We start from the raw sequence: 25095 nt of genomic DNA, 5'->3' as shown, positions 1-25095 counted from the left end.
TAGAATTGACGAACGGTAATGGTTCTCATCTTCAAAGGACTGATCGTGCTACTTCATGGCTGAAGGCGGTAGCCCCAATCGTTTGTTCCAGTCCAACCATAGGGCCAGCAGCGCCATGACGCCTACGCCTGACACCGCACTGAACACTTGGACTGGCCACGCATCGTCCCCCAATGCGTTGAGCATGTCTGCCAGCGGGGCAAGAATGACACCCAAGCAAAACACCTCCAGCGAGTAACGGCCCATTCGGCACAACTGCTGGGCAACCCACTGGTTTAGCCACTGGCTGTGTGGAACGAGTTTGGCAACCACGTACACCAGGGCCAAAAAGTGCAGCAAGCGCAGCGGCGACAGGTTGGTCTTGCTGATCGGGTATATCTGCTCACCCAGCGCTTGCGGGATAAGGGCATCGTGCAGTGGCGGCCATTTCCAAGACACCGCCACTAGGCCGGTCACTAACAGATACACCACAGCACCCAAGAACAACGGTTGACGGTTTAGAGGCCGAGGGTTGATAGCCGGGTTAGCTTGGCTGTGCAGCGCCAGTGCGCCGCCGAGGATAAACAGGAACTGCCAAGCCACCGGGTTGAAAAACCAGACGCCGCCTTCTTGCGACGCCAGATTCCAGTACGGCGCCATTAAATACAGCGCCAGTGACACAGCCACCACGTAGCGCGCTTTGCGCAGCAGCATCGGCAGCACCAGCGGTAAACCCATCAGCAACACGATGTAGAGCGGCAGCGGGTCCATCAGGTTGGGTTTGAAGCGCAGCAATAACTCGTCAGTCAGTGCTTGTTGCGGGTTGCTCAAGAAGTATTGCAAACCCATGTCTTGCACCAGATCTCGGGTTTCAACGTGACTGTTGGCGTAGAACACAATGCCCATCAGCACGGCGAGCAAAAAGATATGCACGACATACAGCACCCAGGCACGGCGCCAGATTTTGATGCTGGCGATCATAAAACCATCGCGCCGGGCGATCTTGCCGTAGGCCAGCACGGCGGCATAACCGGCCAAAAATACAAAAATTTCGGCTGCATCACTGAAACCGAAATTACGCACGGTCAGTGCTGCTAGCGGGTTGTGCGGGATGTGGTCCCAGAAAATAAAGATCAACGCCAGACCTCGAAAGAAGTCGACGCGCAGATCGCGACCGTTAAGCATGACAACAAGTACTCAACACAGAGGTTTAATGAATGTTAGTGGGCGCAGTCTAAACGTGCGGGCCATCTATCGACGGCCCGCAGGGTGAGGGTATTGAGGGGCAATTGCAAAGATCGGGTAGTGCCGAATGTCTCTATTTGTTACGCCGCTTTGATCTCATTGGGTTCAAAGCTGTCGGCACGGGCCATTTGCCACATGCGCGAATAGAACTCGCCATTGACCTCACCTGTGAGCAGCTCACCGGGCTTGAGGAATACGTGCAACTGCGAGAACAGCTTGATTTCAGTCGCTGACATGCGCCGAACCAAGTGCTTGGCCGTGAGTTCTGCCGGATGTTCCAGACCTGCCGCGGCTAGCATTTCGGCCAGCGCCTTAAGCGTATTGCGATGGAATTGGAACACTCGCTGAGCTTTGTCAGGCACTACCAAAGCGCGCTGGCGCAATGGGTCTTGGGTCGCGACACCGGTCGGGCACTTGTTGGTGTGGCAGCTCTGCGACTGAATACAGCCGATGGCAAACATAAAGCCGCGGGCGGAGTTTGCCCAGTCCGCGCCGATAGCTAGCACGCTGGCAATGTCAAAAGCACTGACGATCTTGCCGCTGGCGCCGAGCTTGATTTTGTCCCGCAAATTCAGGCCCACCAAGGTGTTGTGGACAAACAACAAGCCTTCGCGCATCGGCACGCCGATGTGATCGGTGAACTCAACAGGTGCTGCGCCGGTGCCGCCTTCCTTGCCGTCAATCACGATGAAGTCGGGGAGGATGCCGGTTTCAAGCATGGCTTTGCAGATCCCCATGAACTCCCAAGGGTGGCCCAGACAGAACTTGAAGCCAACCGGTTTGCCACCGGATAACTCACGCAGCTGCGCGATGAAGTGCATCAGTTCGATGGGCGTTGAGAAGGCACTGTGGCGTGACGGTGAAACGCAGTCTTCGCCCAACGGCACGCCACGGGTTTCGGCAATTTCCGGGGTGACTTTATGCTTGGGCAAAATCCCGCCATGACCCGGCTTGGCACCTTGGCTCATTTTGATTTCGATCATTCGGACTTGTGGTGTACGCGCCTGGGCAGCAAAACGCTCTGGGTCGAAACGGCCATCGGAGGTGCGACAGCCAAAGTAGCCGCTGCCCAATTCCCACGTCAGATCGCCGCCGTTCTCGCGGTGATATGCACTGATGCTGCCTTCACCCGTGTCATGGGCAAAGTTACCGAGCTTAGCGCCCTGATTAAGGGCGCGAATCGCATTGGCGCTCAGCGATCCAAAACTCATGGCCGAGATATTAAAAATGGAGGCGGAGTACGGCTGCGTGCATTGCGGGCCGCCAATGGTGATACGAAAACTGTTGGGGGCTGTCAGCGGCGCCGGGCGCATGGAGTGGCCAATGAACTCAAAGCCAGGTTGGTACACATCAATCAGCGTGCCAAACGGTTTGTCGGCTGTTTCATTCTTGGCCCGTGAATACACCAGCGAGCGTTGCGCGCGTGAAAAGGGCAGCGCGTCACTGTCGGACTCCAACAAGTACTGGCGGATTTCCGGGCGAATGGCCTCAACCAAATAACGAATATTGCCCAGAATCGGGTAGTTACGCCGTACCGCGTGCGGGCTTTGCAGCAAGTCGAAAATACCCAGCAGGCTTAGAACTAACGTCACAGCAGTGAAGGGCCACAACCACTCGTGATGTAGAAAAGGGAGGCTGGCGAGAGTGAAAATGACGCAGATGGCAAAGAAGGCGTAACGGCTTAGTAAGGACAGGCTCATACGGTTTTCCTTGAATTTGACGCTCAGGTCGGTAGGGCATTCTGCGCTTGTCGGCAAAGCCCGGACAAGGACTAAGGGCTCTGGTGCCAACCTTGAGTTATGAGTTAGGGCTTCTCATAAGGCGTGACCAAAGACTCCAACTATCTACCCGCGCCACAGTGTTTGTGATGAGCTGCAAGTCATGTGATCCTTGCCGCCTTTGTGTCCAAGGCCAACTTATTTATGCCCAATAACATTCGTATCGCCGCTGCTTTATTACTCGGGCCAGACGGCCAAACGCTGCTCGTGCGCAAGCGCGGCACACAGGCGTTCATGCAGCCGGGCGGCAAGATTGATGCAGGCGAGCAGCCCGTCGAGGCGTTGGCCCGTGAGCTTCATGAAGAACTCGGGTTGGAGATTGAACCGTCTGACGCCGTGTACCTTGGTCACTTCTCGGCGCCTGCGGTCAACGAGCCGGGATGGGTTGTAGAAGCCGAGTTGTATCAGGTGACTGTCGACGAGCCGGTCAACCCGGCTGCCGAGATTGAAGAAGTGCGCTGGATTGATCCCGCAGGTGACGGCGATCTAGTTTTAGCGCCCTTGACACGTGATCTGATCCTGCCGTTTTATCGCCAATCGCTGGTTACCGTTTGACCTCGTCGTATGATTTGGACCCTGTAATGGCTATAGAACTGCTTGAACCTTTCCACGCTAAGGCTTATCGCCAGTTGATGCTGGAGGCGTATTCGCTGCACCCGGAAGCCTTTGTTTCCAGCATCGTTAACCGTGAGAAATTACCGCTGAGCTGGTGGGAAGGGCAGCTTGATGACGAGTTATGCACCGTGTTCGGTGCCTTTGTCGATTCGCAGTTGGCGGGGCTTATTGGGCTGGCGTTTGAACCGTGGGAGGATGCCCAGCACAAAGCCACCTTGTTTGGCCTGTACGTGTCTCAAGCCTTTCGCGGGCGAAGGTTGGGTGAGCAATTGGTTCAGGCAGTCGTGTCTTTGGCTGAGCAAGAGCCTGTTATCAAGGTGATTGAGTTGACCGTCAGTGCGAATAGCCGCGCAGCGCTGGCGTTATACAAGCGCTGCGGGTTTGAACAGTCGGGTCTTGAAGACAGCGCGATTCGGGTGGGCGAAGCGTATTTCGACCGGGTGCATATGCGGCGTTTGGTCACTTAACAGCGGCCACACAAACGTGCGCGTTATCTAACCGCGCTAACCCCGTCCAGCGTCGAGAACGACGTATCTTTTGCGGTCAGCAAGAAGTCGCGCATGTAAGGCGCGTCCAACATGTCGGTACGCACTGCGGCATACAGGGTGGCGAACAAGCCTTTCTCTCCCAGACGCTTGGCCTGCACGTATCCGCGTGAGCTGTACTCATGCAGCGCCCAATGCGGCATTCCGCACACACCTCGGCCACTGGCCACCAGTTGCATCATCATCACCGTCAACTCCGAGGTGCGCACTTGCGCGGGTTCGACGTCGGCAGGCTCTAGAAAGCGGGTGAAGATGTCGAGTCGGTCGCGTTCTACCGGGTAGGTAATCAACACTTCCGTGCTCAAGTCTTCCGGCACGATAAACGGCTTAGAGGCTAACGGATGTTGTTTGGCCACGGCCAACATGGCTTCGTAGGTAAACAGCGGTACGTAGGTCAGACCGGCAATTTCTTGCGGGTCGGAGGTTACGACTAAGTCCAGATCACCCCGCGCCAACGCAGGTAAGGGCGCGAACGCGAAGCCCGACGCTAAGTCGAGCTCAACTTCGGGCCACGCATCGCGAAACTGGTCAATGGTGGGCATCAGCCACTGGAAACAACTGTGGCATTCAATCGCCATGTGTAAGCGCCCTGCGGTGCCGCCCACCAAGCGCGCGATGTCGCGCTCGGCAGCGCGCAGTAAAGGCAGCGTCGCGTCAGCCAGTTGTAGCAGGCGCAACCCCCCGCTGGTGAAACGCACCGGCTTGGTTTTACGCACGAAGAGCGGCATGCCCATGCGCTCTTCCAACTCTTTGAACTGGTGTGACAACGCCGATTGAGTCAGGTGCAAACGCTCGGCCGCTTCGACCAAGCTGTCGGACTCGCGCAAGGCATGCAGGGTTTTGAGGTGACGAATTTCCAGCACGATGGCTCCATGAATAAAATTTGTGATCAACACGAAAACGTTGAGTTTGTCTCATGTTGTCGTGGCTGTCGATAATGTTGCCATTACTTACACGAAGGAATGTCGTTATGGCCCTGGCCCACAATCTTGGTTTCCCACGCATCGGTGCGGACCGCGAGCTAAAAAAAGCACTTGAAGCGTATTGGAAAGGCGATAGCGACCAGACCGCGTTGCACGCGACAGGTCGTGAGTTGCGGGCCAAACATTGGCAACTGCAAAAAGAGGCGGGCCTCGATTTGCTCCCCGTCGGCGACTTCGCGTGGTACGACCAAGTGTTGACTCACTCCCTGACCTTGGGTGTTGTGCCTGAGCGTTTTGCCAGCACTCTTGATGGCCAAGGCCGACCAACCCTGAACACCCTGTTCGGCATGGCCCGCGGCGCTACGACCCATTGCTGCGGGGGTGAGCACAGCCAGGCTCAGCATGCTCAAGAACTGACCAAGTGGTTCGACACCAATTACCATTATCTGGTCCCGGAATTCAGCCTTGATCAGCGTTTTGAACTGAGCTGGCACCAACTGTTCGAAGAGACCGCTGAGGCGCTGGCGCTGGGCCACAAGGTCAAGCCTGTGATTATCGGCCCGCTGACCTACTTGTGGCTGGGCAAAGCCAAAGGCCAGGCATTCGACAAGCTCGACCTGCTGGAAAACCTGCTGCCGGTTTATGCCCAAATCCTTTCACGACTGGCTGAGCAGGGTGTGGAGTGGGTGCAAATCGACGAACCGATCCTGTCGCTGGACCTGCCGCCAGCGTGGAAAAATGCATTCGAACGCGCTTATCACATTCTTCAGTACTCGCCGCTAAAGAAGCTGATCGCTACTTACTTCAGTGGCTTGGAAGACAATCTGGGGCTGGCGGTCAGCCTGCCGGTTGATGGTTTGCACGTGGACTTAGTGCGCGCTCCCGACCAACTGCAAGCAATTCTAGACCGCCTGCCGACCTACAAAGTGCTCTCTCTGGGTTTGGTAAACGGCCGTAATGTGTGGCGCTGCGATCTCGAAAATGCGCTGGCGCAACTGCAAGCGGCTCAAGAGCGCTTTGCAGACAACCTGTGGGTAGCGGGGTCTTGCTCGTTGCTGCATACCCCGGTTGATCTGGACCGTGAAACCAAATTGGATACCGAGCTGAAAAGCTGGTTGGCGTTTGCCAAGCAAAAGTGTGGCGAAATTACCGTATTACGCGATGCGCTGAACATCCCAGACGCCGCCAAGGTGCAGCAAGCATTCGCCGAAAGCCGCGAGATTCAAGCCAGTCGCGCCAACTCGCCACGTATCCACAAGGCTGCGGTTCAGGCCCGTATTGAAGCGATTAGCGAGGCTGACAGCCAGCGTCAATCACCGTTCGCAACCCGTATTGAACGCCAACGTGAGCGTTTGAACTTGCCCGCGTTCCCGACCACCACCATTGGCTCTTTCCCGCAGACCGCGTCGATCCGTCTGGCGCGTCAGTCGTACAAACAGGGCAAATTGTCGGCCAGCGACTACACCGACGCGATGCACAGCGAGATCCGTAACGCGGTAGAGGTACAGGAACGTCTGGGGCTGGACGTGCTGGTACACGGTGAAGCTGAGCGTAATGACATGGTTGAGTACTTTGCCGAGCAGTTGGACGGCTACGTCTTCACCCAATACGGCTGGGTACAGAGCTACGGTTCGCGCTGCGTCAAACCGGCGATTATCTTCGGTGACTTGAGCCGCCCAGCCGCCATGACGGTTGAGTGGATTAAATACGCGCAGGGCCTGACCGAGAAAATCATGAAGGGCATGTTGACCGGTCCGGTGACCATGCTGATGTGGTCATTCCCCCGCGAAGACGTCTCGCGCAAAGTGCAGGCGCAGCAACTGGCGCTGGCCATCCGTGATGAAGTCGTCGACTTGGAAAGCGCGGGCATCAAGATCGTACAAATTGACGAAGCGGCGTTTCGTGAGGGCTTGCCGCTGCGCCGTGCGCACTGGCAGGAATACCTGGACTGGGCGGTAGAAGCGTTCCGTCTGTGCGCTTCTGGCGTGAGGGATGAAACTCAGATCCACACCCACATGTGCTACAGCGAGTTCAATGATGTGATCAAGTCGATTGCCGAGATGGACGCTGACGTTATCACCATCGAAACCTCGCGTTCGGACATGGAACTGCTGGAGGCGTTTAAAGCGTTCGATTACCCCAATGACATTGGTCCGGGCGTGTACGACATTCACTCACCACGGGTACCGGACACCGCACAGATGGTGAAATTGCTGAATAAAGCAGCCAAACGGATCCCGGCTGAGCGTTTGTGGGTGAACCCCGATTGCGGCCTCAAAACCCGCGCTTGGGCTGAAACAGAAGCCGCGTTAATCAACATGGTGGCAGCAGCGCGTCAGTTGCGTATCAAAGCCGCTTAACCCGCCCGCGCAACCCGCAGGCCGTCACCGCCTGCAAAAACGCTGAAACCCCCGTAGGAGCTGCCGAAGGCTGCGATCTTTTGATCTTTGAAAGATCGCGAGCAAGCTTGCTCCTACGCAGGGCTTTTCGGTGTTCAATGGGTTTCGCGCAATCGAACACCGATCCTCAACGCCTACCGCTCAGCGTCACCTGACAATTTTATCGACATGAATATCGAGCTTTTTCAGGCGATACCAAAAGCTCCTTTCTGAAATACCGATCAATTGCGCTGCCGCCGCCTGCACCCCTTGCGCTTGTTGTAAGGCTGCCAAGATGTAAGCCTTTTCTACCTCGGCCAAGGCGGCTTCTAGGTCAGGCGGTACGCTTACTGACGGGGTTATCAGGTCGCTGTTCTGTAAGGGCTGAGCGCTGAACAGGTAAGGCGGTAAATCGCTGTCTTCAATCGTGCCGCTGTTGGCGACGATGGTGGCGCGCTCGACGCAGTTTTGCAGTTCACGAATATTCCCTGGCCAGGTGTACGTCATCATTGCTTGTAACGCGCTCGGGCTAAATCCGGTGATCCTTTTGCCCGCCGTGGCTCCCAAGCTGTGGGCAAAGTGCCGCGCCAGTGGCGCAATGTCTTCCACGCGCTCGCGCAAGGCAGGCAGTGGGATTGGGAAGACATTTAAGCGGTAGTACAGGTCCTCACGAAACTCTTTGTTGGCCACAGCCGCCAGCAAGTTTTTGTTGGTCGCAGCAATCACCCGCACGTCCACTTTGCGCTCACGGGAGTCGCCAACAGGTTCAATCACGCGCTCTTGCAGGGCTCGCAAAATTTTGGCCTGCAAGGCCAACGGCATATCGCCCACTTCATCGAGAAATAACGTGCCTTTATCGGCCTGCATAAAACGCCCGACCCGGTCAGCCAGTGCGCCGGTAAACGCGCCTTTGCGATGGCCAAACATCTCGCTTTCTAGTAGCCCTTCAGGAATGGCCGCACAGTTAACCGCGACAAAGGGTTTGTCAGCACGGCTACCGTGTCGATGAATGGCCCGCGCCACCATCTCTTTGCCGGTGCCGCTTTCGCCGGTCAGCAAAATGGTGGCATTGCTGTCGCGTACGGAGTCGATGGCGTGCAGCACGCGACGAAAACTCGGGCTATCGCCGACCAAACTGTCTATCTGCTGATGCTCATCAAGCTCGGCGCGCATGCGCGCGTTGTCGCGCAGGATGTCGCGAAATTGCAGGGCTTTGCTGACGGTGATATCGAGTTCGTCGATGTCGAAGGGTTTGGCTATGTAGTCGTAGGCGCCGTTGCGCATCGACTGTACGGCGTTTTTCACCGTGCTGTAGGCCGTCATCACGATCACCGGTAATTGCGGGTAGCGCAGTTTGACCTCGGCCAGTAACTGCGGGCCGTCCATCCCCGGCATACGCCAGTCGCTGATCACCAGGTCGATGTCTTCCTGCTCAAGCATGGCCAAGGCTTGCAGACCGTTGCTTGCGGTAAACACTTGAACGTCGTTCTGGGACAGCGCCGAGCTGAGCAGGTCACACAGTTTGGGTTCATCGTCGACGACCAATAGGTTATGGCTCATCACTCATTCCCTCCATGAGCCGGGATGTACAAGTTGAAGGTGGTGCCAGCACCTTTTTCGCTGATGCATTCAACACGACCGTCATGGTTTTCCATGATCGAGAATACTTTGGGCAAACCTAACCCTGTGCCCGAGGCTTTTGTGGTGACAAATGGGGTGAAAATTCGCTCGATCATGTCAGGTTCAATACCTTGGCCAGTGTCGCTAATGCTCAATACGGTATCGCCGCTGTCATCCTGAGCAATACGCACAGTCAGGTGCCCACCTTCGGGCATCGCGTCGATGGCGTTGATAATCAGGTTCAGGCACGCCTGTTTCAACTGCCCAGTGTCTGCATAAAGGGTCGCATCAGGGGCTTGATCGTCAATATGGGCCTCGACATTGTGGCTTTTCAGCTCGGGTTCGCAGAAACCTAAAATATCGTCGACCAATGGCCGTGCGGGCTGTTGTGAACGCACCGGTGCGCTGGGTTTGGCAAAGTCGAGGAACTCGGTAATCAGCTCGTTAATCCGCGTCACTTCACTGACCACGTAGTGCAGATGGCGCTTGTCGGTTTCGCCAAGGTCGGCCCTGCGATGCAGTAATTGGGTCGCAGTTTTGATAATACCCAGCGGGTTGCGGATCTCATGGGCCAAGCCCATTGCCACTTCACCTAAGGCATGCAGGCGGTCACGTCGACGCAGTTGAGCTTCGAGGTGCTGTAACTCGCCCAGTCGCGCCGTCATATGGTTGAAGGTGCTGCTTAATTCAGCCAATTCATCGTGCCCCGATACGCCGACTCGCTGTCGGTAATCGCCCGCCGTGACCGCGCGTACGCCTTCGGCCAAAGCGCGTACCGGGCGCGTCAGTCGTTTTGACACCCACCAGCCAACGGTCAGTGAGAACAGCGAACCGAGCAAAAAGATCAGCACGAACAAGTTGGTTTGGTTGACCCGCCCGACGAGGCTGGTGTGACGCAGCAAACCGCTGTAGATCACACCTTGCAACTCCCCGTTGTCATTAAAAATGGGCCAGTACAAGCCGCTGTATCGGCTGGTGAATTGCTCGCTGGGCAGCTTGGTTTCACGCAGGGTCTTTTCGATGCTGTGGGAGAGTATGGGCGTACGGTCATCAAAATGCTGACTGGAGAAAATCTCGGCAAAACCGTCAGCGTTGGACAGGTACAGCCGCAGGTCGAGTGAATGCACATCGGCCACGCTGGTCAGGAAGCTGCTGTCCATGTACGTCGCGACCAATAGCTCGTAGTCCACGCCGCCCTGCGAGGTAGTGAAGGTCGACACCACGGTGCCGGTCGGTACGCCGCCGACGTTGATGGTTTGCAAGACGGCGTTGGGGGCCAGGCTGATCTGGTCGACGATGTTGTCGCTGGCCGTGCTGAACACCACTTTATGGTCGCTATCGCGAATTAACGCCACCACATCAATGCCTATGGCGTCGGCTATATCTGCGGTGAGCGAGTCGGGGTTGGGGGTTGTATGGCTGGACGGCGGATGGGTGTACTGCAAGAACAGTTTGGCGACACGGGCGTTGTCCTGAAGGATTTCGCTGATCTCGTCTTTGACGATTTTGGTCGACTCTTGCAGCCAGACCCGAACGTTACTGTCGAAAATCTGCGACAAGGTGGTGGCGGCCAGTTCAGCGGCGATCATGGTGGGGACGACGCTGACTAGCCAAAAAGCCAAGAGTAATTTGCGCTGTACCGTCCAGCGCGACACCTTGAAGGGCTGGGGTTTGCGCGATGATTCAGGCGTGATGGGCATTATGACTCGCTTATTGCGGCAGCCAGAGCAGGGTCATGGCGATCAGGGCGAATAAACAGTTTGACCATTTTGAGCACGCCGTTGATCAACCGATTGCGATGACGAAAGAACAGTAAGTTGTTTTGAAAGGTACAGCCCAGACGTATCTTGCTGGCGTAGCCGGCCTGGCCGCATTCGTATAGCGCTATGTTGTTGCGAATACAGTAGTCGATATTCACGACCCAGCTTCTGAAATACAAGTTGTACTCTCGGCTGAGTGTAAGGTCGTGGCCAAAAAACTTGTCGATCAGACGGTGCTCGTCAATCAGGACCAGATTGAAAGCAACCAACTCATTTTCAATCCAATACAACACGCACCGTGCCCGGTTATCCAGTTGCTGGAGAATACCGGTGAAATAAGCGGGGGGTAAGCGTTCAAACTGCAAATCACTGCGCCCCAGCGTGGCTTCGTACAGGCGCATAACCTCGGGCAACACGTCGTCAATCTGGTTGCGCCATTCCACACGCGGCTCTGGCGCACGCAGCTTGCGGCGCATGTCTTTGCGAGTAGATTTACCCAGAGCCTCAAGGTAACGCTCTACCGAGCTGTAGGGCACTGGCAGCAGGGCGCTGGGCAAGCTGGGCATCGACTCAAACCCTGCGGCTTGGCAGCTTTGCGACCAGTCGTTGTCGTGGCTGGGCACATCTTTGACGGCGATCAAACCGATGCCCAGTTGGGCCGCGTCACGGTGCGCCAAAGCCAGCAATTGAGCGAGCAGCGCTGGGCGCTCTGAGGCTGGAATATGGCTGGCAGTGCCCGCGTTGCACTGTTCTGTGACCGGCGAGCCGATGGCGTAAAGCGGCAACTGCATCAGCCCAGGCAGCGCGCGGTTAAGTTGCTCGGTAAAGCGCTTACTGAGGCCTTGAACCGTGGTGTCGAGCCGATAGCGGGTGGTAAATGCAGTCGCCGCCGCAATCAGGGTTGAGCCTTCAAACAGCGTCAGGTAACGCCATTCGAAGCCCTCAATACCAGAGTTTTCCACCGCCATGATGTAATCACAATCCTCAAGAGCATCTGGAAAACAATCATTCCGGACGTCGCGCTCGATGGCCTGAATGGATGAAAAGGCTTGGGCGGTAATCATGAGGCATCCTTGGGGTCAGGCTTGTTGCAAATACTCAATCGGTGGCTGTGACGCTGGGCTGTTCTTTTTGATAAAGGCGACGCTTAAGTCGATCACCCGGCGGTATTGCAGGTCGACGGTGATCATGTGGTAGCAGTTGTCGAGGAACACTTTGGTCACCGGGCCACCGAGGTGGCGCTCAACATAGTCGGCGTTCCAGCGACTAGTGATGTCGTCTTCAAGGGAGTGCACCACCAGCGCGGGTGTGTTGATCGACGGCATGCGTTTTTTCACCACCGCGTTCATCCGATGCAGTTCGCGAACAGTCACGCCCTCCATGGTTAACAACCCGGCATTGCTGCTTTCGCCCGCTTTCATCTGCCGTTCGACAATCGCCCTCAAGCGTTCGTTTTTGATGCCGTAGGGCGGTTTTTCTTCAAAGCTGCACAAGTGCACACCGCCGGGTATCGCCATCAGTAACGGAGTCAGGAACGCCAGTTTGTTGATGCTCCAACCGTCGTAGCGCAAGGTGGTGGAGTACATCAGCAAACCGGCGACTTGGCTTGGGTGTTCGCTAGCGACGTACATCGACATCACCGCCCCCATCGACAAACCGCCGACAAACACCTGTTGGTGACGCCGGCGAATCTCGACAAAGGTTTTGCGCACCCCTTCGTACCAGTCTTGCCAGCCCGTGGCTTGCAGGTCGCTGTTGTCACCGCAGTGCCCGGCCAAGGTCGGCACGTAGACTGTGCAGGTTCCGTCTTTGGCCAAGCCCTGAGCGACCCGACGAAGTTCCGTCGGGGTGCCGGTGAGGCCGTGGATCAATAAGACCCCGACCTCGCCTGTGCCGAGAACGAAACCGGCGTCGCCTTCGCCCAAGTCGATCTCTGACGCGATCACCGTTTCATCGCCCGGTGCAGCAGTCGGTCGAGCAGGGCCAAGCCCAAGTCGATTTGCGCATAGCTTATTTCCAGCGACGGCGCCAAGGTGATGACGTTTTTGTAGTAGCCGCCCACGTCCAGAATCAGTCCCAAACGCTTGCCGTCGATTTCAATGTCACCCTTCATGCCTTCTTCAACCATGAAGTCCAGGGTGGCTTTGTCTGGCGTAAAGCCGTCAGCGGCGCAGATTTCGCAGCGCAGGGCGAGGCCCAGACCGTCGACGTCGCCAATGATCGGGTAACGCTTTTGCAGCTCTTGCAGACCGGCGAGGAAGTATCTGCCCTTTTCCATGACCATGGCGCCGTAGTCGATTTCGCTGGTCATCTTGAACATTTCCAAGCCGACCGCGGTGCCCAGCGGGTTGGAGGCGAACGTGGAGTGTGTCGAGCCCGGCGGGAACACTTTAGGGTTAATCAGTTCTTCACGGGCCCAGATGCCGCCTAGCGGGTTGAGGCCGTTGGTTAATGCCTTACCGAATACGATTACGTCAGGTTTAACGTCGAAGTGTTCAATCGACCACAGCTTACCGGTACGCCAAAAGCCCATTTGGATTTCGTCGACCACCATCAAAATGCCGTGCTGATCCAGCACTTGCTTAAGTTCGCGGTAAAAGTTCATCGGTGGAATAACGTAACCACCCGTGCCTTGGATCGGCTCGACGTAAAACGCGGCGTATTCGCTTTGGCCCACTTTGGGGTCCCACACACCGTTGTATTCGGTTTCAAATAAACGCGCGAATTGCTGCACACAGTGGCTGCCGTACTCTTCCTTGCTCATGCCTTTAGGGCCGCGGAAGTGGTAGGGAAACGGGATAAAGTTGGCGCGTTCACCAAAGTGGCCATAACGACGACGGTAGCGGTAGCTTGAGGTGATTGAGGATGCGCCCAAGGTCCGACCGTGATAGCCGCCTTCAAACGCGAACATCAGGCTCTTACCGTTACTGGCGTTACGTACCACTTTTAATGAGTCTTCTATGGACTGCGAGCCGCCGACGTTGAAGTGAACACGGCCGTCGAGGCCAAACTTATTCTTGGCGTCGACCGCAATACGCTCCGACAGCTCGATCTTGCCTTTGTGCAGGTATTGGCTGGCGATCTGCGGCAGGGTGTCGATCTGTTGAATCAACGCGTTGTTCAGGCGTGGGTTGGCGTAACCGAAATTCACCGCCGAATACCACATTTGCAAATCAAGGTAAGCCTGGCCTTCGGTGTCCCATACGTAAGAGCCTTCGCAACGGCTAAAAATGCGTGGAGGTTCGATGTAGTGAACGGTGTCACCGTACGAGCAGTATTTGGCTTCTTTATCTAGAAGAATCTGGTCTTCAGCGCTAGCGATTCGGATATCAGACATGATTGAAGAGTTCCTGCTGGTCACGAGAGTAAAGAGGGGCGTTAACGGCGTTGCTCGGCAATTTGCCAAGCAAGGCTGGGAGTTCAGCGAAAGAGTCGAAGCGCGCATACGGGATGCCGTTGCGTTCGCAATGAGTGGCCAGGCTGTCTTTGGCAAATACAAAGTCGGCGCTTGAGGCAACGCACATGTCGGAGCGGCCATCGCCAATCACCAGCACACGTTTGCCGCTAGGGGTGGACTTGCATTTGCAATTGCCCGAAGCGGCACGGCAGGCGTCGCTGGCGTACGGGAAGTCGATGCGCCAGCTGTTCTGATCGACTTGGCGCAGGCGGTTGGCGAGGATCGGCAACAGGCTCACATAGTGACGCGCCAGAATGCGCGCGATGCCCTGTTCGATGCCGTCGCTGACCACTTCAAGGGTGGCGCCGAGGCCGATGACGTGATCAACAAAGTCCGGGAAGTCGGGGTCAATCTGCACCGTGTCGAAATAAGCCAACAATTGGGCGGGTGAGGCTTTTACCAGCGACAGCTGGCGGCTCAAGCATTCACGCGAGCCTATTTCACCTTGCAGCCACTGCGCTTCGATCGTTTCCCAATGCGGGTCGGCGAAGCGTTGAAGAATGTTGTCGATGACGTCGGTACGGGTGATGGTCCCGTCGAAGTCACACACGATATGCCATTGCATCATCTGCTTTGTCCTGTTGAGGAGAAGCGCACTTGCGCATAAACAGGGGATTGCACTGACTATGCCAACTCGCCAAAGCCCTGCGGGCGTGGGCTTTGCAGACGCAAACGTGGAAACTGGTCGCATGGAGCTACAATTTTTGTAGCTTGCTACAAACAACATGAGTGCTTGCGTCGCTCGACCAAAAAAGCAATTGATGCGCGCATGAACGTGTTTGGAGTCACCAAGATGAAAACCTCCTTGTCAGCTTTTTTACTGCTCACCTTGCTGAGCGCGGGCGCGCATGCGGGCGATGGCCCGAGTGGCGAAGTGGGAGCAGGGGTGGGGTATCAGCCCTACGACCCAAGTGGCAGCCGTTACCAGACCGTGCCGCTGCCTTATTTCGATGTGGATTGGGGCGAGTTCAGTTTGGACACTGACGATGGCTTAACGTGGAGTGCGCTCAACACCCAAGGCTGGAGTGCCGGGCCGTTTATCAACTATTTGCCGGGCCGCACGGCCAATGGTTCGCTGCGAGGTTTACGCGATGTGCCCGACATGGCGCAACTCGGCGGCTTTGTGCAGTACAGCCCGGCGGACTTCTGGCGGGTATACGCGCAAGTTGGTCAAGCGGTGGGCGGTGCCGGTGGGCAGGGCGGCGTATTGGGGCAGGTGGGCGGGGAGTTAGGGTATCCGCTGGGGGGCGGGGTAATTGGCAGCAGCCAATTGTCAGCTCACTTTGCCGATGGCCGCCAAACCTCGACATTCTTTGGTGTGAACGCTGGTGAGGCTCAGGCTTCGGGCCTCTCACCCTACAACGCGAGCGGCGGTTTTCAGAACGTGACCTTGACCCAAAACGTTGAAATTCCGCTGGCGCAGCATTGGTCGCTGGTGGCCAGTGCCAGTTGGATACATTTGGTAGGTTCTGCCGCGCACAGCAGCATCGTTCAAGAACTGGGCGATGTGAATCAAGGCACCGTGCAGACGGCGGTGAGTTATAAGTTCTAACTTCTGTAGGAGCCGCCGCAGGCTGCGATCTTTTAAAAGATCAAAAGATCAAAAGATCGCTAGCAGTCGGGCGTCGACCCGCTACTCCTACACCGTCATGCCGTGGTCAATGCTCCGGCTCACCCTCAGCCAGCAATGCAATCCCGACAATAATCACGGCCACCCCTGCCCAGTGCAGCAGGCTGATATGTTCTCCCAGGCCCAGCCACGACCCCAGCAAAACACCGACAAATACCAACGAACTCAGTGGAAATGCTAGCGATAAGCTGCTGCGCCGAAGAATCAGCATCCACACAAAAAAAGCGCCGATGTAGCACGCAATCGCCACCCAAACGCCGGTGTCGCTCATTACGGCTTGCAGCCAATGCAAGCTAAAAGCCATCTCCCCCAGTTGGTCGCCGCCTAGTTTGGTGGCGATCTGCCCGCTGCTTTCAAGGGTGATCAGCAGCGCCCACAGCACCACGGTGCCTAATCGGCCGTGTAACCAGCCGTTAGAGTGTGTGTTTATCGGTTGAGTTTTTTCCATGACTAGGCTCCTTAAGCGGCGGCGAAGCAGACCAGCATCACGCCAAGGGTGATGACCAATGTTCCCATCCAGCGCCGACGGCTGACGTACTCGCCGAGTAACACCTTACCGGCGAATACCACGCCGCAATACGCCAGCGCTGCGGCAGGAAATAACAGGCTCAGCGGTGCGCGTGACAAGGCTTGCAGCCAGACAAAAAACTCGATGACGTAAGCGCCGACCCCGGCCCAGAGCATGGGCGCGTTAAACACTTGCAGCCAAAAAGCATTCAGCCGAAAACCGCCCTCAAGCTCAGGCAAGCGGTCGAGGCCGATCTTGAAACACAGTTGCCCGATCACATCGAGCACGATAGAAAACGCCACCAACACAACCACTATGAACGTCATGCAAATAACTCCTCAAAAAGCGACATCAGCGCCTCATTAGTGGTTGCGTTGCGTAAGAGGTCGGTTTCGCTCCAGCGGTCTAAGGGCGGTTGGTCAGACTTAGCCTCCCAGCGTTTGAGCACATGACTGTGCGGGGCTTTAGCAAACTCACCGCACACATCTATGCCCACGACGCGCTTGTTGGAGGCCAGGGCGCGGAGGGCGTGCAATAAATGAGTCAGACGCATGCCGCCTTGATCCCAGTTGGTCGCCGCGTCTTCACTGGCAAGCACGTCTTTGTCGATAGTGATCCACACCGCCGTGGTCGGCAGGCTCTGAATCAGTTGGTCAATAAAGGCGGGCCAGTCTTGATCGGCCAGGTTGCGCCAATGCAAAAGGTTTTCACGCTGTTGGTGGCCTGCGCCATCACCAATCCGCCCCCAGACTTTGCTGGGCGCATGCTGCCAAGGAAAAAGCTGCAACGTGCCTCGGCTCAAGGCCCTGAGGTTAGCGCCTTTAAACTGCGGGCTTTGCAGATCGTCACTGCACGGGCCAAGGGTGATGACGCGTTGGACAAAAGGCAGTTGCAGCGCACGATTGACCCACGATCCGCAATGACGACGGGGTGCAAAACGGACCCAGTCAGGGTGGTTGTCGAAGTGGATCAGCGTCACTGGCTCGCTCAGCCCAGACAGCAGCGCTGGCGTCAGGTGGTGATAATCACCAGAGCCGACAAAGAAGATTTCCGGGCTGTGTGCAGAGGGTTTTGGGCGTTGTTGCAGGTGTTTAACGAAGCGTTGGTAATTGCGCTCGGTTGACCAAAGCCGCAATTTTGGGCCTAAGGCCAGTAAGTCGAGACGCGTTGCGCGGCCATCGGCCAAGCGCTGCGCAACAGGCGCCTGCGCGGTGAGGCTGTGATCGAGATCGAGAATGTTCAACGTGGTATTTACCCCTTTCAACCGCCGCCGAGCTAGGCCGGGCGGGCTTTTAAGGGTAAATGCAAGGGCTGTGCCTGTTTGTGTTTTGAAAGATCAAAAGATCGCAGCCTGCGATCAGTGCAAGCGCACCCACACGCTGACCAGCACAGTGGCGGCTATCAACCAGGCCACCGCGGCCAAGGCCAGCGACGCTTCAAGTCGCAGCCTGTCCACCAGCAGGTACAACGCTGCCAAGTACACGAAATACGGAATGATCGACCACATGCCGAACACAATCGTGGTCTTCAGGTCGTCTAGGGTTCGACCTTTGCCGACGATGTAATGCGCGATCAAGGCAAAGGTCGGGAACAGCGGGACAAGCCCTGCAATGTAGTAGTTTTTGGTTTTTGCCAGCATCGCCAAGATGATGACCACGCCAGCGCCTAAGGCGGCTTTTAGAATCAAGTCCATCAGTGCGCGAGCCCGTATTTTTTAACTTTGTCAAAAAGTGTGGTTTTGGCCATACCCAGTTCTTGGCTGGCTTGGGTCAAGTTGCCGCCACTGCGTTGCAAGGCGTCGCTGAGCAAGGTCCGCTCGAAGGCTTCGACCGCCTCTGAAAAGCCCAGCCCCTGTGAGGTGCTGTTGCCCGATTTTTTAAAGGCGGGCAGGCCCAAAGCAAAACGCTCGGCCACGTTACGCAGTTCGCGCACGTTGCCTGGCCAGTCGTGGCTCATGAGGCTGGACAGGGTTTGGTTGTCCAGTTCAGGTGGGGTGCGGTCGAAGCGCAGAGACGATTGCTGCAAGAAATATTCAAACAGTTGCAGGATGTCTTCGCGGCGCTCGCGCAGTGGCGGTAATTCGAGGGTGACCACGTTTAAGCGGTAATACAGGTCGCTGCGAAATTGGCCGGTTTTGCCCAGTTGATCGAGGTCCGATTTGGTCGCGGCGATCACCCGGCAATCGACGTCAATGCTCTGGTTGGAGCCCAAACGCTCCAGCGTTCGCTCTTGCAACACCCGCAGAAGCTTGATTTGCAGGTTGAGCGGCATGCTTTCGACTTCGTCGAGAAACAGCGTGCCGCCGTTGGCGTGTTCGATTTTGCCGATCCGGCGTTTTCCAGCACCGGTAAACGCATTGGCTTCGTGGCCGAAGATTTCGCTTTCAAATAGGTTTTCCGGGAGTCCTCCGCAGTTAAGGGCCACAAACTGCTGAGACTTACGGCGACTGAAATCGTGCAGGCAACGGGCAACCAACTCTTTACCGGTGCCAGTTTCGCCTTCGATTAGCACGTTGGCAGAGGTATCGGCGACGTTGGCGATCAGTTCGCGCAATTGCTGCATAGCGGGCGAGCGCCCGATGATGTGGCCTTCCAGTGAATCGCGCTCGGCCAGTTGCCGGCGCAGCGACCACACTTCACGGGCCAGGCTGCGTTGTTCCAGCGCTCTGCGTGCCACATCGACCAGTCGTTCCGGTGAGAACGGTTTCTCCATGAAATCATAGGCTCCGTCGCGCATTGCGCCGACGGCAATAGAAATATCGCCGTGCCCTGTAATCAACACAACCGGCAGGCTGCGATCACGGGCCTTGAGCCTTTTAAGTAGTTCTAGGCCGTCTATCCCCGGTAAGCGAATGTCACTGATGACGATGCCGGGAAAGTTGTCTCCGACTAGTGCCAGCGCTTGCTCGGCACTGCTGACGCCTTCGCTGTGGATGTCTTCCAGTGCGAGTGCCTGTTGGCACCCCAGCAGAACATGAGGGTCGTCTTCAACGATCAGGACGGTCAGCTCGTGGTTCATATCGGCTCGGCCTTAGCGGGTAACACCAGCGGTAAAAGGAGGACAAATGCAACACCACCGGTTTGCGGGAACTCGACGCCGAGGTTGCCGCCCGCTGCCGCCGCAAGGCTGGCAGACAGGGTCAAACCAAGGCCAAGACCCTGTTCGCCGGGCTTGGTGGTGAAAAAAGGTTCAAACAGATGCTTGCGGTTTTCAGGGGCTATGCCGGGGCCGTTATCGCGCACACAGATCCGGTATTTATCCTCACTGTGTGCACCCTCAAGCCACAGTTGTGGGGCAGTAGGCTGGTCTTGCAGGGCATCCAGAGCGTTACCGATCAAATTGAGCAGGATTTGCTCGAGTCGGGTTTGATCTATCTTGAGCGCGACATCAATGAAATCTCGGTGCAGTTCAACACCCGAGGCTTCGAGACGACTGGCAAGTAACTGCAACACGGTGTCGACGGCTTTGTTCAAATTGGCTTGGCCAAGATCTTCACCACGCCGTGCAAACGAGCGCAGATTGGCGGTAATTCGGCCCATGCGGTCGACCAAATTATTAATGGTGCTGAGGTTGTTGGTAGCGACTGTCAGGTCTCCGCGCTCCAGAAAGCGCACGGTATTGCCAGACAGTGTGCGCAGTGCTGCCAGAGGCTGGTTCAGCTCATGGGCAATGCTGGTGGACATTTGACCGATAGCAGCCAGTTTTCCGGCCTGCACCAGTTCGTCTTGGGCGCGGCGTAGGGTTTCTTCAGCTTGACGGCGTTCGCGAATTTGCCCCTTTAAACGTTCGTTGCTGGCGCGCAAGTGAGCCGTACGCTCGGTAATTTTGCGTTCCAGCTGGCTGTTGGCTTCTTGGAGCGCTTCGCGGGCCGCCAATCGGGTGGCGATGACTTTGCGCCGTTCGTTCCAAGCGATCAGCAGAAAAGCCAACAGAGCAAACGCGCCAGCTACCAACATGCCTTGGTTGGCCGCTGCACGACGTAAATCTTGCAGGGGCGTGAGTAGAGTGATGTCCCATGGCGTGTCGTTAAGCTTACGGGTCTGGGCCAGATAACTGACCTCTTTGTCGTCGGTCATGATCTCGTTGCTGGCGGTAAAGGTCACTTTCTCGACCCCTTCACCCAGCCGCTCGCGCTCAAGGGGTTGCAGTTCTACGAGTGGCCACCAGTAATACTGCAGGCTGCGCGCCAATTGTTCTTTAACGTCAGCGGTCAGCGGGCGTACTGACTTGAGCCGCCGACTCGGATCACTGGACAGAATGATGATGCCGTTTTCATCACTCACATACGCTTCGAGGCGGGCGCGCTGCCAACGTTCTTCAAGGGCTTCAAGGCGTACTTTGATCACTGCCACGCCAATAATTTTGCCTTGCTCTTCAAGACCGTGGGCTAAGTAGTAGCCTGGCTCGCCGGTGGTGCTGCCGATCCCATAAAAGCGTCCGGGCTGCCCGCGCACCGCGTCCTTAAAGTAAGCCCTAAAGGACAAGTCTTCGCCCAGATAGCTGTCGCTATCGCGCCAGTTGCTGGTGGCCACGACTCGGCCTGTTGTGTCGAGGACGTAGATCGCCCGGCTGCGGCTGCGGCGGTTAAGACCTTCGAGGTATTGATTGACGGTGACCCGATTTTGCACAGTCGGATCAGCCAATAACTGGGAAACACTGGACTCCAGCTCTAGCAAGCTGGGCAGGTAGGTGTATTTGCTGAGTTCGCTTTCGACCGTGCGTGCGTGCAGCTCAAGCTGGCGCTCACCGCTTTCGCTGAGGGTAACAACACTAAAGTGCTCACTGATGCGATAACCCGCATAACCCAGACCGATCATCAGCAAGATAATCAGCGGCGGCAACAGTAGATGTCGAAGCAGACGTGGTTTCACGGCAAGAGAGGGCGGGGCACCGCGATAAAGGTTGGGGTCGCATTTCATCACAGATGCCTTGGGTCAACCACTGCGCGATGGCAGCCGATTAACTGATATCACCTGTAGGTGCGAGCTTATCTCGCGATCTTTTAGAAGATCAAAAGATCGCGAGACACGCTCACTCCTGCAAGGAGTGGTGTTGCTTAGTGCTGCAGGATTTTTGCGAGGAAGTGCTGGGCACGCTCGGAACGGGCAGAAACGTCACCGAAGAACTCTTCTTTCTCACAATCTTCGACGATCTTGCCTTGGTCCATGAAGATCACCCGGTTGGCAACCTTGCGTGCAAACCCCATTTCGTGGGTGACGCACATCATGGTCATGCCTTCTTGGGCCAGTTGCACCATCACGTCGAGTACTTCGTTAACCATTTCCGGGTCGAGTGCCGAAGTGGGTTCGTCAAACAACATCACAATCGGGTCCATAGCCAATGCTCGGGCGATTGCTACACGTTGTTGCTGACCGCCAGACAACTGACCAGGGTGTTTATGGGCGTGGGCCGACAAACCGACGCGCTCCAGCAGTTCTAGGCCCTTTTTCGTGGCTTCTTCCTTGCTGCGACCCAGTACCTTAACCTGCGCGATCGTAAGGTTTTCGGTGATGGTCATGTGCGGAAACAGTTCGAAATGCTGGAACACCATGCCAACTCGCGAACGCAGTTTTGGCAGGTTGGTTTTCGGGTCGGCAATCGACGTACCGTCAACCACAATGTCGCCTTTCTGGAACGGCTCAAGGGCGTTAACGCACTTGATTAGGGTCGATTTACCCGAGCCCGATGGGCCGCAGACTACAACCACTTCGCCTTTTTTGACTTCAGTACTGCAATCGGTCAGTACCTGGAAGTCCCCGTACCACTTGTTGATGTTCTTGATCGAGATCATACGGCAAACCTTTTTTGCAGACGCTTGACCAGCAGCGAGGCGGAAAAGCTGATGATGAAATACACCAGACCGGCGAAAATCAGGAATTCATTGGAGCGGCCGATGATATCGCCACTGGAGCGCGAAGCATTGAGGAAGTCAACCAGGCCAACGGTGTAAACCAGTGAGGTGTCCTGGAACAAAATAATGCTTTGTTGCAGCAGCAACGGCGTCATTTTGCGAAACGCTTGGGGCAGGATGATCAAGCGCATGGCTTGGCCGTAACTCATCCCCAATGCTTTGGCAGCGCTCATCTGGCCTTTAGCAATCGACTGCACACCGGCGCGCACGATCTCGCAGAAGTAGGCTGCTTCGAACATCACGAAGGCCACCATGCAAGATTCAAAAGCACCGATGGGCATGTCTCTGCCGGTGATCCAGCGCAACACAAACGGTACGGCCAGGTAGAACCAAGTGATCACCAGCAGCAGCGGGATCGAGCGGAAGTAGTTCACGTAAGCGCCGGCCAAATTGGCCAACAACTTGCTGGACGACAAGCGCATCAAGGCCAGAACAGTGCCGAGTGCCACGCCACCGACGACCCCGAGGGCCATCAGCTTCAAGGTCATGATCATGCCGTTCCATAGGCCCGGCAGGGCAGGAACAATACCGCTGAAATCGAAGAAGTTCATTATTTGCCCCCCAGAGACATCAGGCCGGGTACGGCGACCTTCTTCTCGATCAGACGCATCAGCAACATCAGGCTCATGTTCAGAGTGAAGTAAATCAGCGTGGCCAAGGTGAACGCTTCAAACAGGTTGGCAGAGAACTCCGCCGTTTGTTTGGTTTGCGCCAACAGCTCCATCAAACCGATCAGCGACGCCACGGAGGAGTTCTTGAAGACGTTGAGGAACTCAGAGGTGAGTGGCGGAATGATGATGCGGTAAGCCTGGGGCAGCAGTACGTTCCAATAGATTTGCGACAGGCTAAAGCCCATGGCACGGGCCGCTGATTCTTGGCCGCGTGGCAATGCTTCGATACCGGTACGCACTTGCTCGCAGACTCGTGCGGCCGTAAACAGGCCAAGACACACAACAACGCTCAGGTATGCCGAGGTGGTCGGGTTGAGGTCTTGCTTGTACCAATCCTGAATGTTTTGCGGCAGCAGATCGGGTACCAGGAAGTACCACATGAACAGCTGTACCAGCAGGGGTACGTTTCGGAAAATTTCCACGTAGACCGTGGCAATGCCCGCAATAAAACGGTTCGGCAAGGTGCGCATCACGCCCAACAGCGAACCCAATAGCAGCGCGACAATCCAAGCGACAACAGCGATCGCGATGGTCCAGCCCAATCCGGTAATAAACCAGTCGAGATACGTCTCGCTGCCTACGCCGGTGGACTTGAAGAATACGCTCCAGTCCCAGTTGTAATTCATTCAGGGTCACCCCTCAGATGGGTCTATAGACAAGCACGTGCTTCAAGGAATCCGTTCACCCCAACAGTGCTGTCGGGCACACGCAAACCGCTCGATAACCAACGGTTCGAGTGTTCACTAATGTAATAAGAAGCCAGTACAACAGATCAGCAAAGCGTATGAGCGTGCGGATGCACACTCATACGGCTTGGTCGTCAGCAATCAGGCTGCTGGTTTCTCTTCAGCAGCAGGCTTGTCATTCGGGTTCTCAATCAGCGCTTTTAGCTTATCGCTCATCGGGAATTGGAGATTCAAACCTTTAGGTGGGATTGGGGACTCGAACCATTTGGTGTACGACTTATTAACGTCGCCGGACTTGTAGTAAGCAACGATGGCGTCATCCACGGCTTTTTTGAAGTCTGGATCGCCTTTGCGCATCATGCAGCCATAGATCTCGAAAGACTGTGGTGTGCCGGTCACGGCCCAAATAGCCGGTTGCTTGGCCTTGGCCATTTCCCCGGCCAGCAAGGCGTCGTCCATCATGAAGGCCACTGCGCGGCCCGACTCCAGCATATTGAACGCTTCGCCGTGGTCTTTTGCCGAGATCACGTTCATGCCCATCTGCTTGTCGGCATTCATGGACTTGAGGATGCGCTCGGAGGTTGTGCCCGCAGTGGTAACGACGTTTTTACCTTTGAGGTCATCGAAGTCTTTGAAGGCCGAGTCCTTTTTAGAGAGCAGACGCGTCCCGACTTCGAAAATGCCGACCGAGAAGTCAACTTGCTGGCCGCGTTCAGCGTTATTGGTGGTGGAACCACACTCAACGTCAACGGTGCCGTTTTGAACCAGCGGTATGCGGGTTTGGGAGGTGACCAGGTTGTACTTAACCTTGAGGTCAGGCATATCGAGTTGCTTTTTCAGCCCCTCAACGATTGCCAGTTGCACATCGTGAGAGTAGCCAACCGGCTTGCCGGAAGCATCAGCGATGTAAGAAAACGGGATGGAGGAGTCACGATGCCCAAGGGTGATGGTGCCGGATTCTTTGATTTTCTTCAGTGTGCCGGTTAGTTCTGCGGCAAAAACTGGAGTGCTAATCAGAGCTGCAGCGATAGCTGCACTCAAAAGTTGCGGAACGATGCGCATCGACTTTTCCTCGACATTGTTTTTTTTATTTGAGCCCGTTTATGAGCCCTTTATGTACTTCGAAAAGCTAAACAGCCTTAGCGTTGGTTTAGCATTCGGCCCTGAGTGTAGAGCATGAGTCATGCCAGAGATCGTAATTATTGCTAAGTATCTGATTTATTTGATTTTTAAATTTCAAAGGGCGGGGAGTAGCAAGCTGGATCCCCGGAAAACCGAATGGGTTTAGTAAGCGCGTTCGGAAAACCGAATGAGGAAGGGTGTGTATTTCGTCTCCTAAAAATCTGTAGGAGCGAACTTGCTCACGATCTTTTAGTGTTTAAAAGACCG

General features: G+C 56.0%; 23 protein-coding genes. 4 read left to right on the top strand and 19 right to left on the bottom strand.

Annotation, left to right across the window (positions count from 1 at the left end):
• Window positions 1-48 precede the first annotated feature (48 nt).
• Together AQS70_RS00815 and AQS70_RS00810 are read right to left on the bottom strand one after the other, a co-directional pair.
• Window positions 49-1164 carry an OpgC family protein gene (locus AQS70_RS00815; RefSeq protein WP_055101047.1) on the bottom strand — a complete coding sequence of 372 codons (1116 nt, stop codon included), beginning with the start codon at window positions 1162-1164 and terminating at the stop codon, window positions 49-51.
• Window positions 1165-1304: 140 nt separating this feature from the next.
• The gene (locus AQS70_RS00810) at window positions 1305-2924 is read right to left on the bottom strand and encodes an FMN-binding glutamate synthase family protein (RefSeq protein ID WP_055101046.1); all 1620 of its coding nucleotides are present in this window, start codon (window positions 2922-2924) and stop codon (window positions 1305-1307) included.
• Between the two features lie 222 nt (window positions 2925-3146).
• Between AQS70_RS00810 and AQS70_RS00805 the strand changes: the two genes are divergently transcribed.
• Together AQS70_RS00805 and AQS70_RS00800 are read left to right on the top strand one after the other, a co-directional pair.
• On the top strand, window positions 3147-3557 hold the full coding sequence (locus tag AQS70_RS00805; RefSeq protein WP_055101072.1) for an NUDIX hydrolase: 411 nt from the start codon (window positions 3147-3149) through the stop codon (window positions 3555-3557).
• Between the two features lie 26 nt (window positions 3558-3583).
• Window positions 3584-4084, top strand: coding sequence for a GNAT family N-acetyltransferase (locus tag AQS70_RS00800; protein ID WP_055101045.1), 501 nt, complete (start codon window positions 3584-3586; stop codon window positions 4082-4084).
• A 23-nt stretch (window positions 4085-4107) separates the two neighbouring features.
• Here AQS70_RS00800 and metR read toward each other — a convergent pair whose 3' ends face one another.
• Complete coding sequence (gene metR / locus AQS70_RS00795) at window positions 4108-5025, bottom strand: transcriptional regulator MetR (protein ID WP_055101044.1); 918 nt, start codon at window positions 5023-5025, stop codon at window positions 4108-4110.
• A 107-nt stretch (window positions 5026-5132) separates the two neighbouring features.
• Here metR and metE point away from each other — a divergent pair, with 107 nt between their 5' ends.
• Window positions 5133-7445 carry a 5-methyltetrahydropteroyltriglutamate--homocysteine S-methyltransferase gene (gene metE / locus AQS70_RS00790; protein ID WP_055101043.1) on the top strand — a complete coding sequence of 771 codons (2313 nt, stop codon included), beginning with the start codon at window positions 5133-5135 and terminating at the stop codon, window positions 7443-7445.
• 186 nt (window positions 7446-7631) lie between these two features.
• Here the strand turns inward: metE and AQS70_RS00785 are convergent, their stop codons facing one another.
• Genes AQS70_RS00785 through AQS70_RS00760 form a run of 6 tightly spaced genes read right to left on the bottom strand, consistent with a single transcriptional unit; the run spans window position 7632 to window position 14868 of the window.
• On the bottom strand, window positions 7632-9023 hold the full coding sequence (locus tag AQS70_RS00785) for a sigma-54-dependent transcriptional regulator (protein ID WP_055101042.1): 1392 nt from the start codon (window positions 9021-9023) through the stop codon (window positions 7632-7634).
• A complete protein-coding gene (locus tag AQS70_RS00780) occupies window positions 9023-10783 on the bottom strand; it encodes a sensor histidine kinase (RefSeq protein ID WP_055101041.1) in 1761 nt (586 codons plus the stop codon). The genes AQS70_RS00785 and AQS70_RS00780 overlap by 1 nt, the downstream gene beginning before the upstream one ends.
• Window positions 10783-11907: a GNAT family N-acetyltransferase gene (locus AQS70_RS00775; protein WP_055101040.1), complete on the bottom strand. Its 1125-nt coding sequence runs from the start codon at window positions 11905-11907 to the stop codon at window positions 10783-10785. The genes AQS70_RS00780 and AQS70_RS00775 overlap by 1 nt, the downstream gene beginning before the upstream one ends.
• Window positions 11908-11922: 15 nt before the next feature.
• Window positions 11923-12789, bottom strand: coding sequence for an alpha/beta hydrolase (locus AQS70_RS00770; protein ID WP_055101039.1), 867 nt, complete (start codon window positions 12787-12789; stop codon window positions 11923-11925).
• Window positions 12786-14180 (bottom strand): aspartate aminotransferase family protein, encoded by a 1395-nt coding sequence (locus tag AQS70_RS00765; RefSeq protein ID WP_055101038.1) that lies wholly within the window; start codon window positions 14178-14180, stop codon window positions 12786-12788. Before AQS70_RS00765 ends, AQS70_RS00770 begins: the two co-directional genes overlap by 4 nt.
• Window positions 14173-14868, bottom strand: coding sequence for an MtnX-like HAD-IB family phosphatase (locus AQS70_RS00760; RefSeq protein WP_055101037.1), 696 nt, complete (start codon window positions 14866-14868; stop codon window positions 14173-14175). Before AQS70_RS00760 ends, AQS70_RS00765 begins: the two co-directional genes overlap by 8 nt.
• A 225-nt stretch (window positions 14869-15093) precedes the next feature.
• Between AQS70_RS00760 and AQS70_RS00755 the strand changes: the two genes are divergently transcribed.
• A complete protein-coding gene (locus AQS70_RS00755; protein WP_055101071.1) occupies window positions 15094-15852 on the top strand; it encodes a MipA/OmpV family protein in 759 nt (252 codons plus the stop codon).
• A 106-nt stretch (window positions 15853-15958) separates the two neighbouring features.
• On the opposite strand, the gene AQS70_RS00750 is transcribed toward AQS70_RS00755, so the two are convergent.
• From AQS70_RS00750 to AQS70_RS00705, 10 genes are all read right to left on the bottom strand, one after another.
• Entirely contained in the window at window positions 15959-16378 is a 420-nt protein-coding gene (locus tag AQS70_RS00750) for an EamA family transporter (RefSeq protein WP_055101036.1), read from the bottom strand.
• 11 nt (window positions 16379-16389) lie between these two features.
• Entirely contained in the window at window positions 16390-16764 is a 375-nt protein-coding gene (locus AQS70_RS00745) for a DMT family transporter (protein ID WP_055101035.1), read from the bottom strand.
• On the bottom strand, window positions 16761-17681 hold the full coding sequence (locus AQS70_RS00740; protein ID WP_055101034.1) for an arginase family protein: 921 nt from the start codon (window positions 17679-17681) through the stop codon (window positions 16761-16763). Before AQS70_RS00740 ends, AQS70_RS00745 begins: the two co-directional genes overlap by 4 nt.
• 114 nt (window positions 17682-17795) lie before the next feature.
• Window positions 17796-18122 (bottom strand): GlpM family protein, encoded by a 327-nt coding sequence (locus tag AQS70_RS00735; protein WP_187331754.1) that lies wholly within the window; start codon window positions 18120-18122, stop codon window positions 17796-17798.
• Between the two features lie 8 nt (window positions 18123-18130).
• Window positions 18131-19456, bottom strand: a complete 1326-nt coding sequence (aauR, locus tag AQS70_RS00730) for a two-component response regulator AauR (protein ID WP_055101032.1) — start codon at window positions 19454-19456, stop codon at window positions 18131-18133.
• Window positions 19453-21357, bottom strand: a complete 1905-nt coding sequence (gene aauS, locus AQS70_RS00725) for a two-component sensor histidine kinase AauS (RefSeq protein WP_055101031.1) — start codon at window positions 21355-21357, stop codon at window positions 19453-19455. Before aauS ends, aauR begins: the two co-directional genes overlap by 4 nt.
• A 137-nt stretch (window positions 21358-21494) precedes the next feature.
• Entirely contained in the window at window positions 21495-22229 is a 735-nt protein-coding gene (locus AQS70_RS00720; protein ID WP_055101030.1) for an amino acid ABC transporter ATP-binding protein, read from the bottom strand.
• Window positions 22226-22900: an ABC transporter permease subunit gene (locus AQS70_RS00715; protein ID WP_055101029.1), complete on the bottom strand. Its 675-nt coding sequence runs from the start codon at window positions 22898-22900 to the stop codon at window positions 22226-22228. Before AQS70_RS00715 ends, AQS70_RS00720 begins: the two co-directional genes overlap by 4 nt.
• Window positions 22900-23646, bottom strand: a complete 747-nt coding sequence (locus AQS70_RS00710; RefSeq protein WP_055101028.1) for an amino acid ABC transporter permease — start codon at window positions 23644-23646, stop codon at window positions 22900-22902. The genes AQS70_RS00715 and AQS70_RS00710 overlap by 1 nt, the downstream gene beginning before the upstream one ends.
• A 201-nt stretch (window positions 23647-23847) precedes the next feature.
• Complete coding sequence (locus AQS70_RS00705; RefSeq protein ID WP_055101027.1) at window positions 23848-24768, bottom strand: glutamate/aspartate ABC transporter substrate-binding protein; 921 nt, start codon at window positions 24766-24768, stop codon at window positions 23848-23850.
• Window positions 24769-25095 lie beyond the last annotated feature (327 nt).

Origin of the sequence: Pseudomonas endophytica (assembly GCF_001411475.1) — a bacterium.
GTDB classification, from domain to species: Bacteria; Pseudomonadota; Gammaproteobacteria; order Pseudomonadales; family Pseudomonadaceae; genus Aquipseudomonas; species Aquipseudomonas endophytica.
This window is presented reverse-complemented; position numbering and strand designations above follow the sequence as displayed.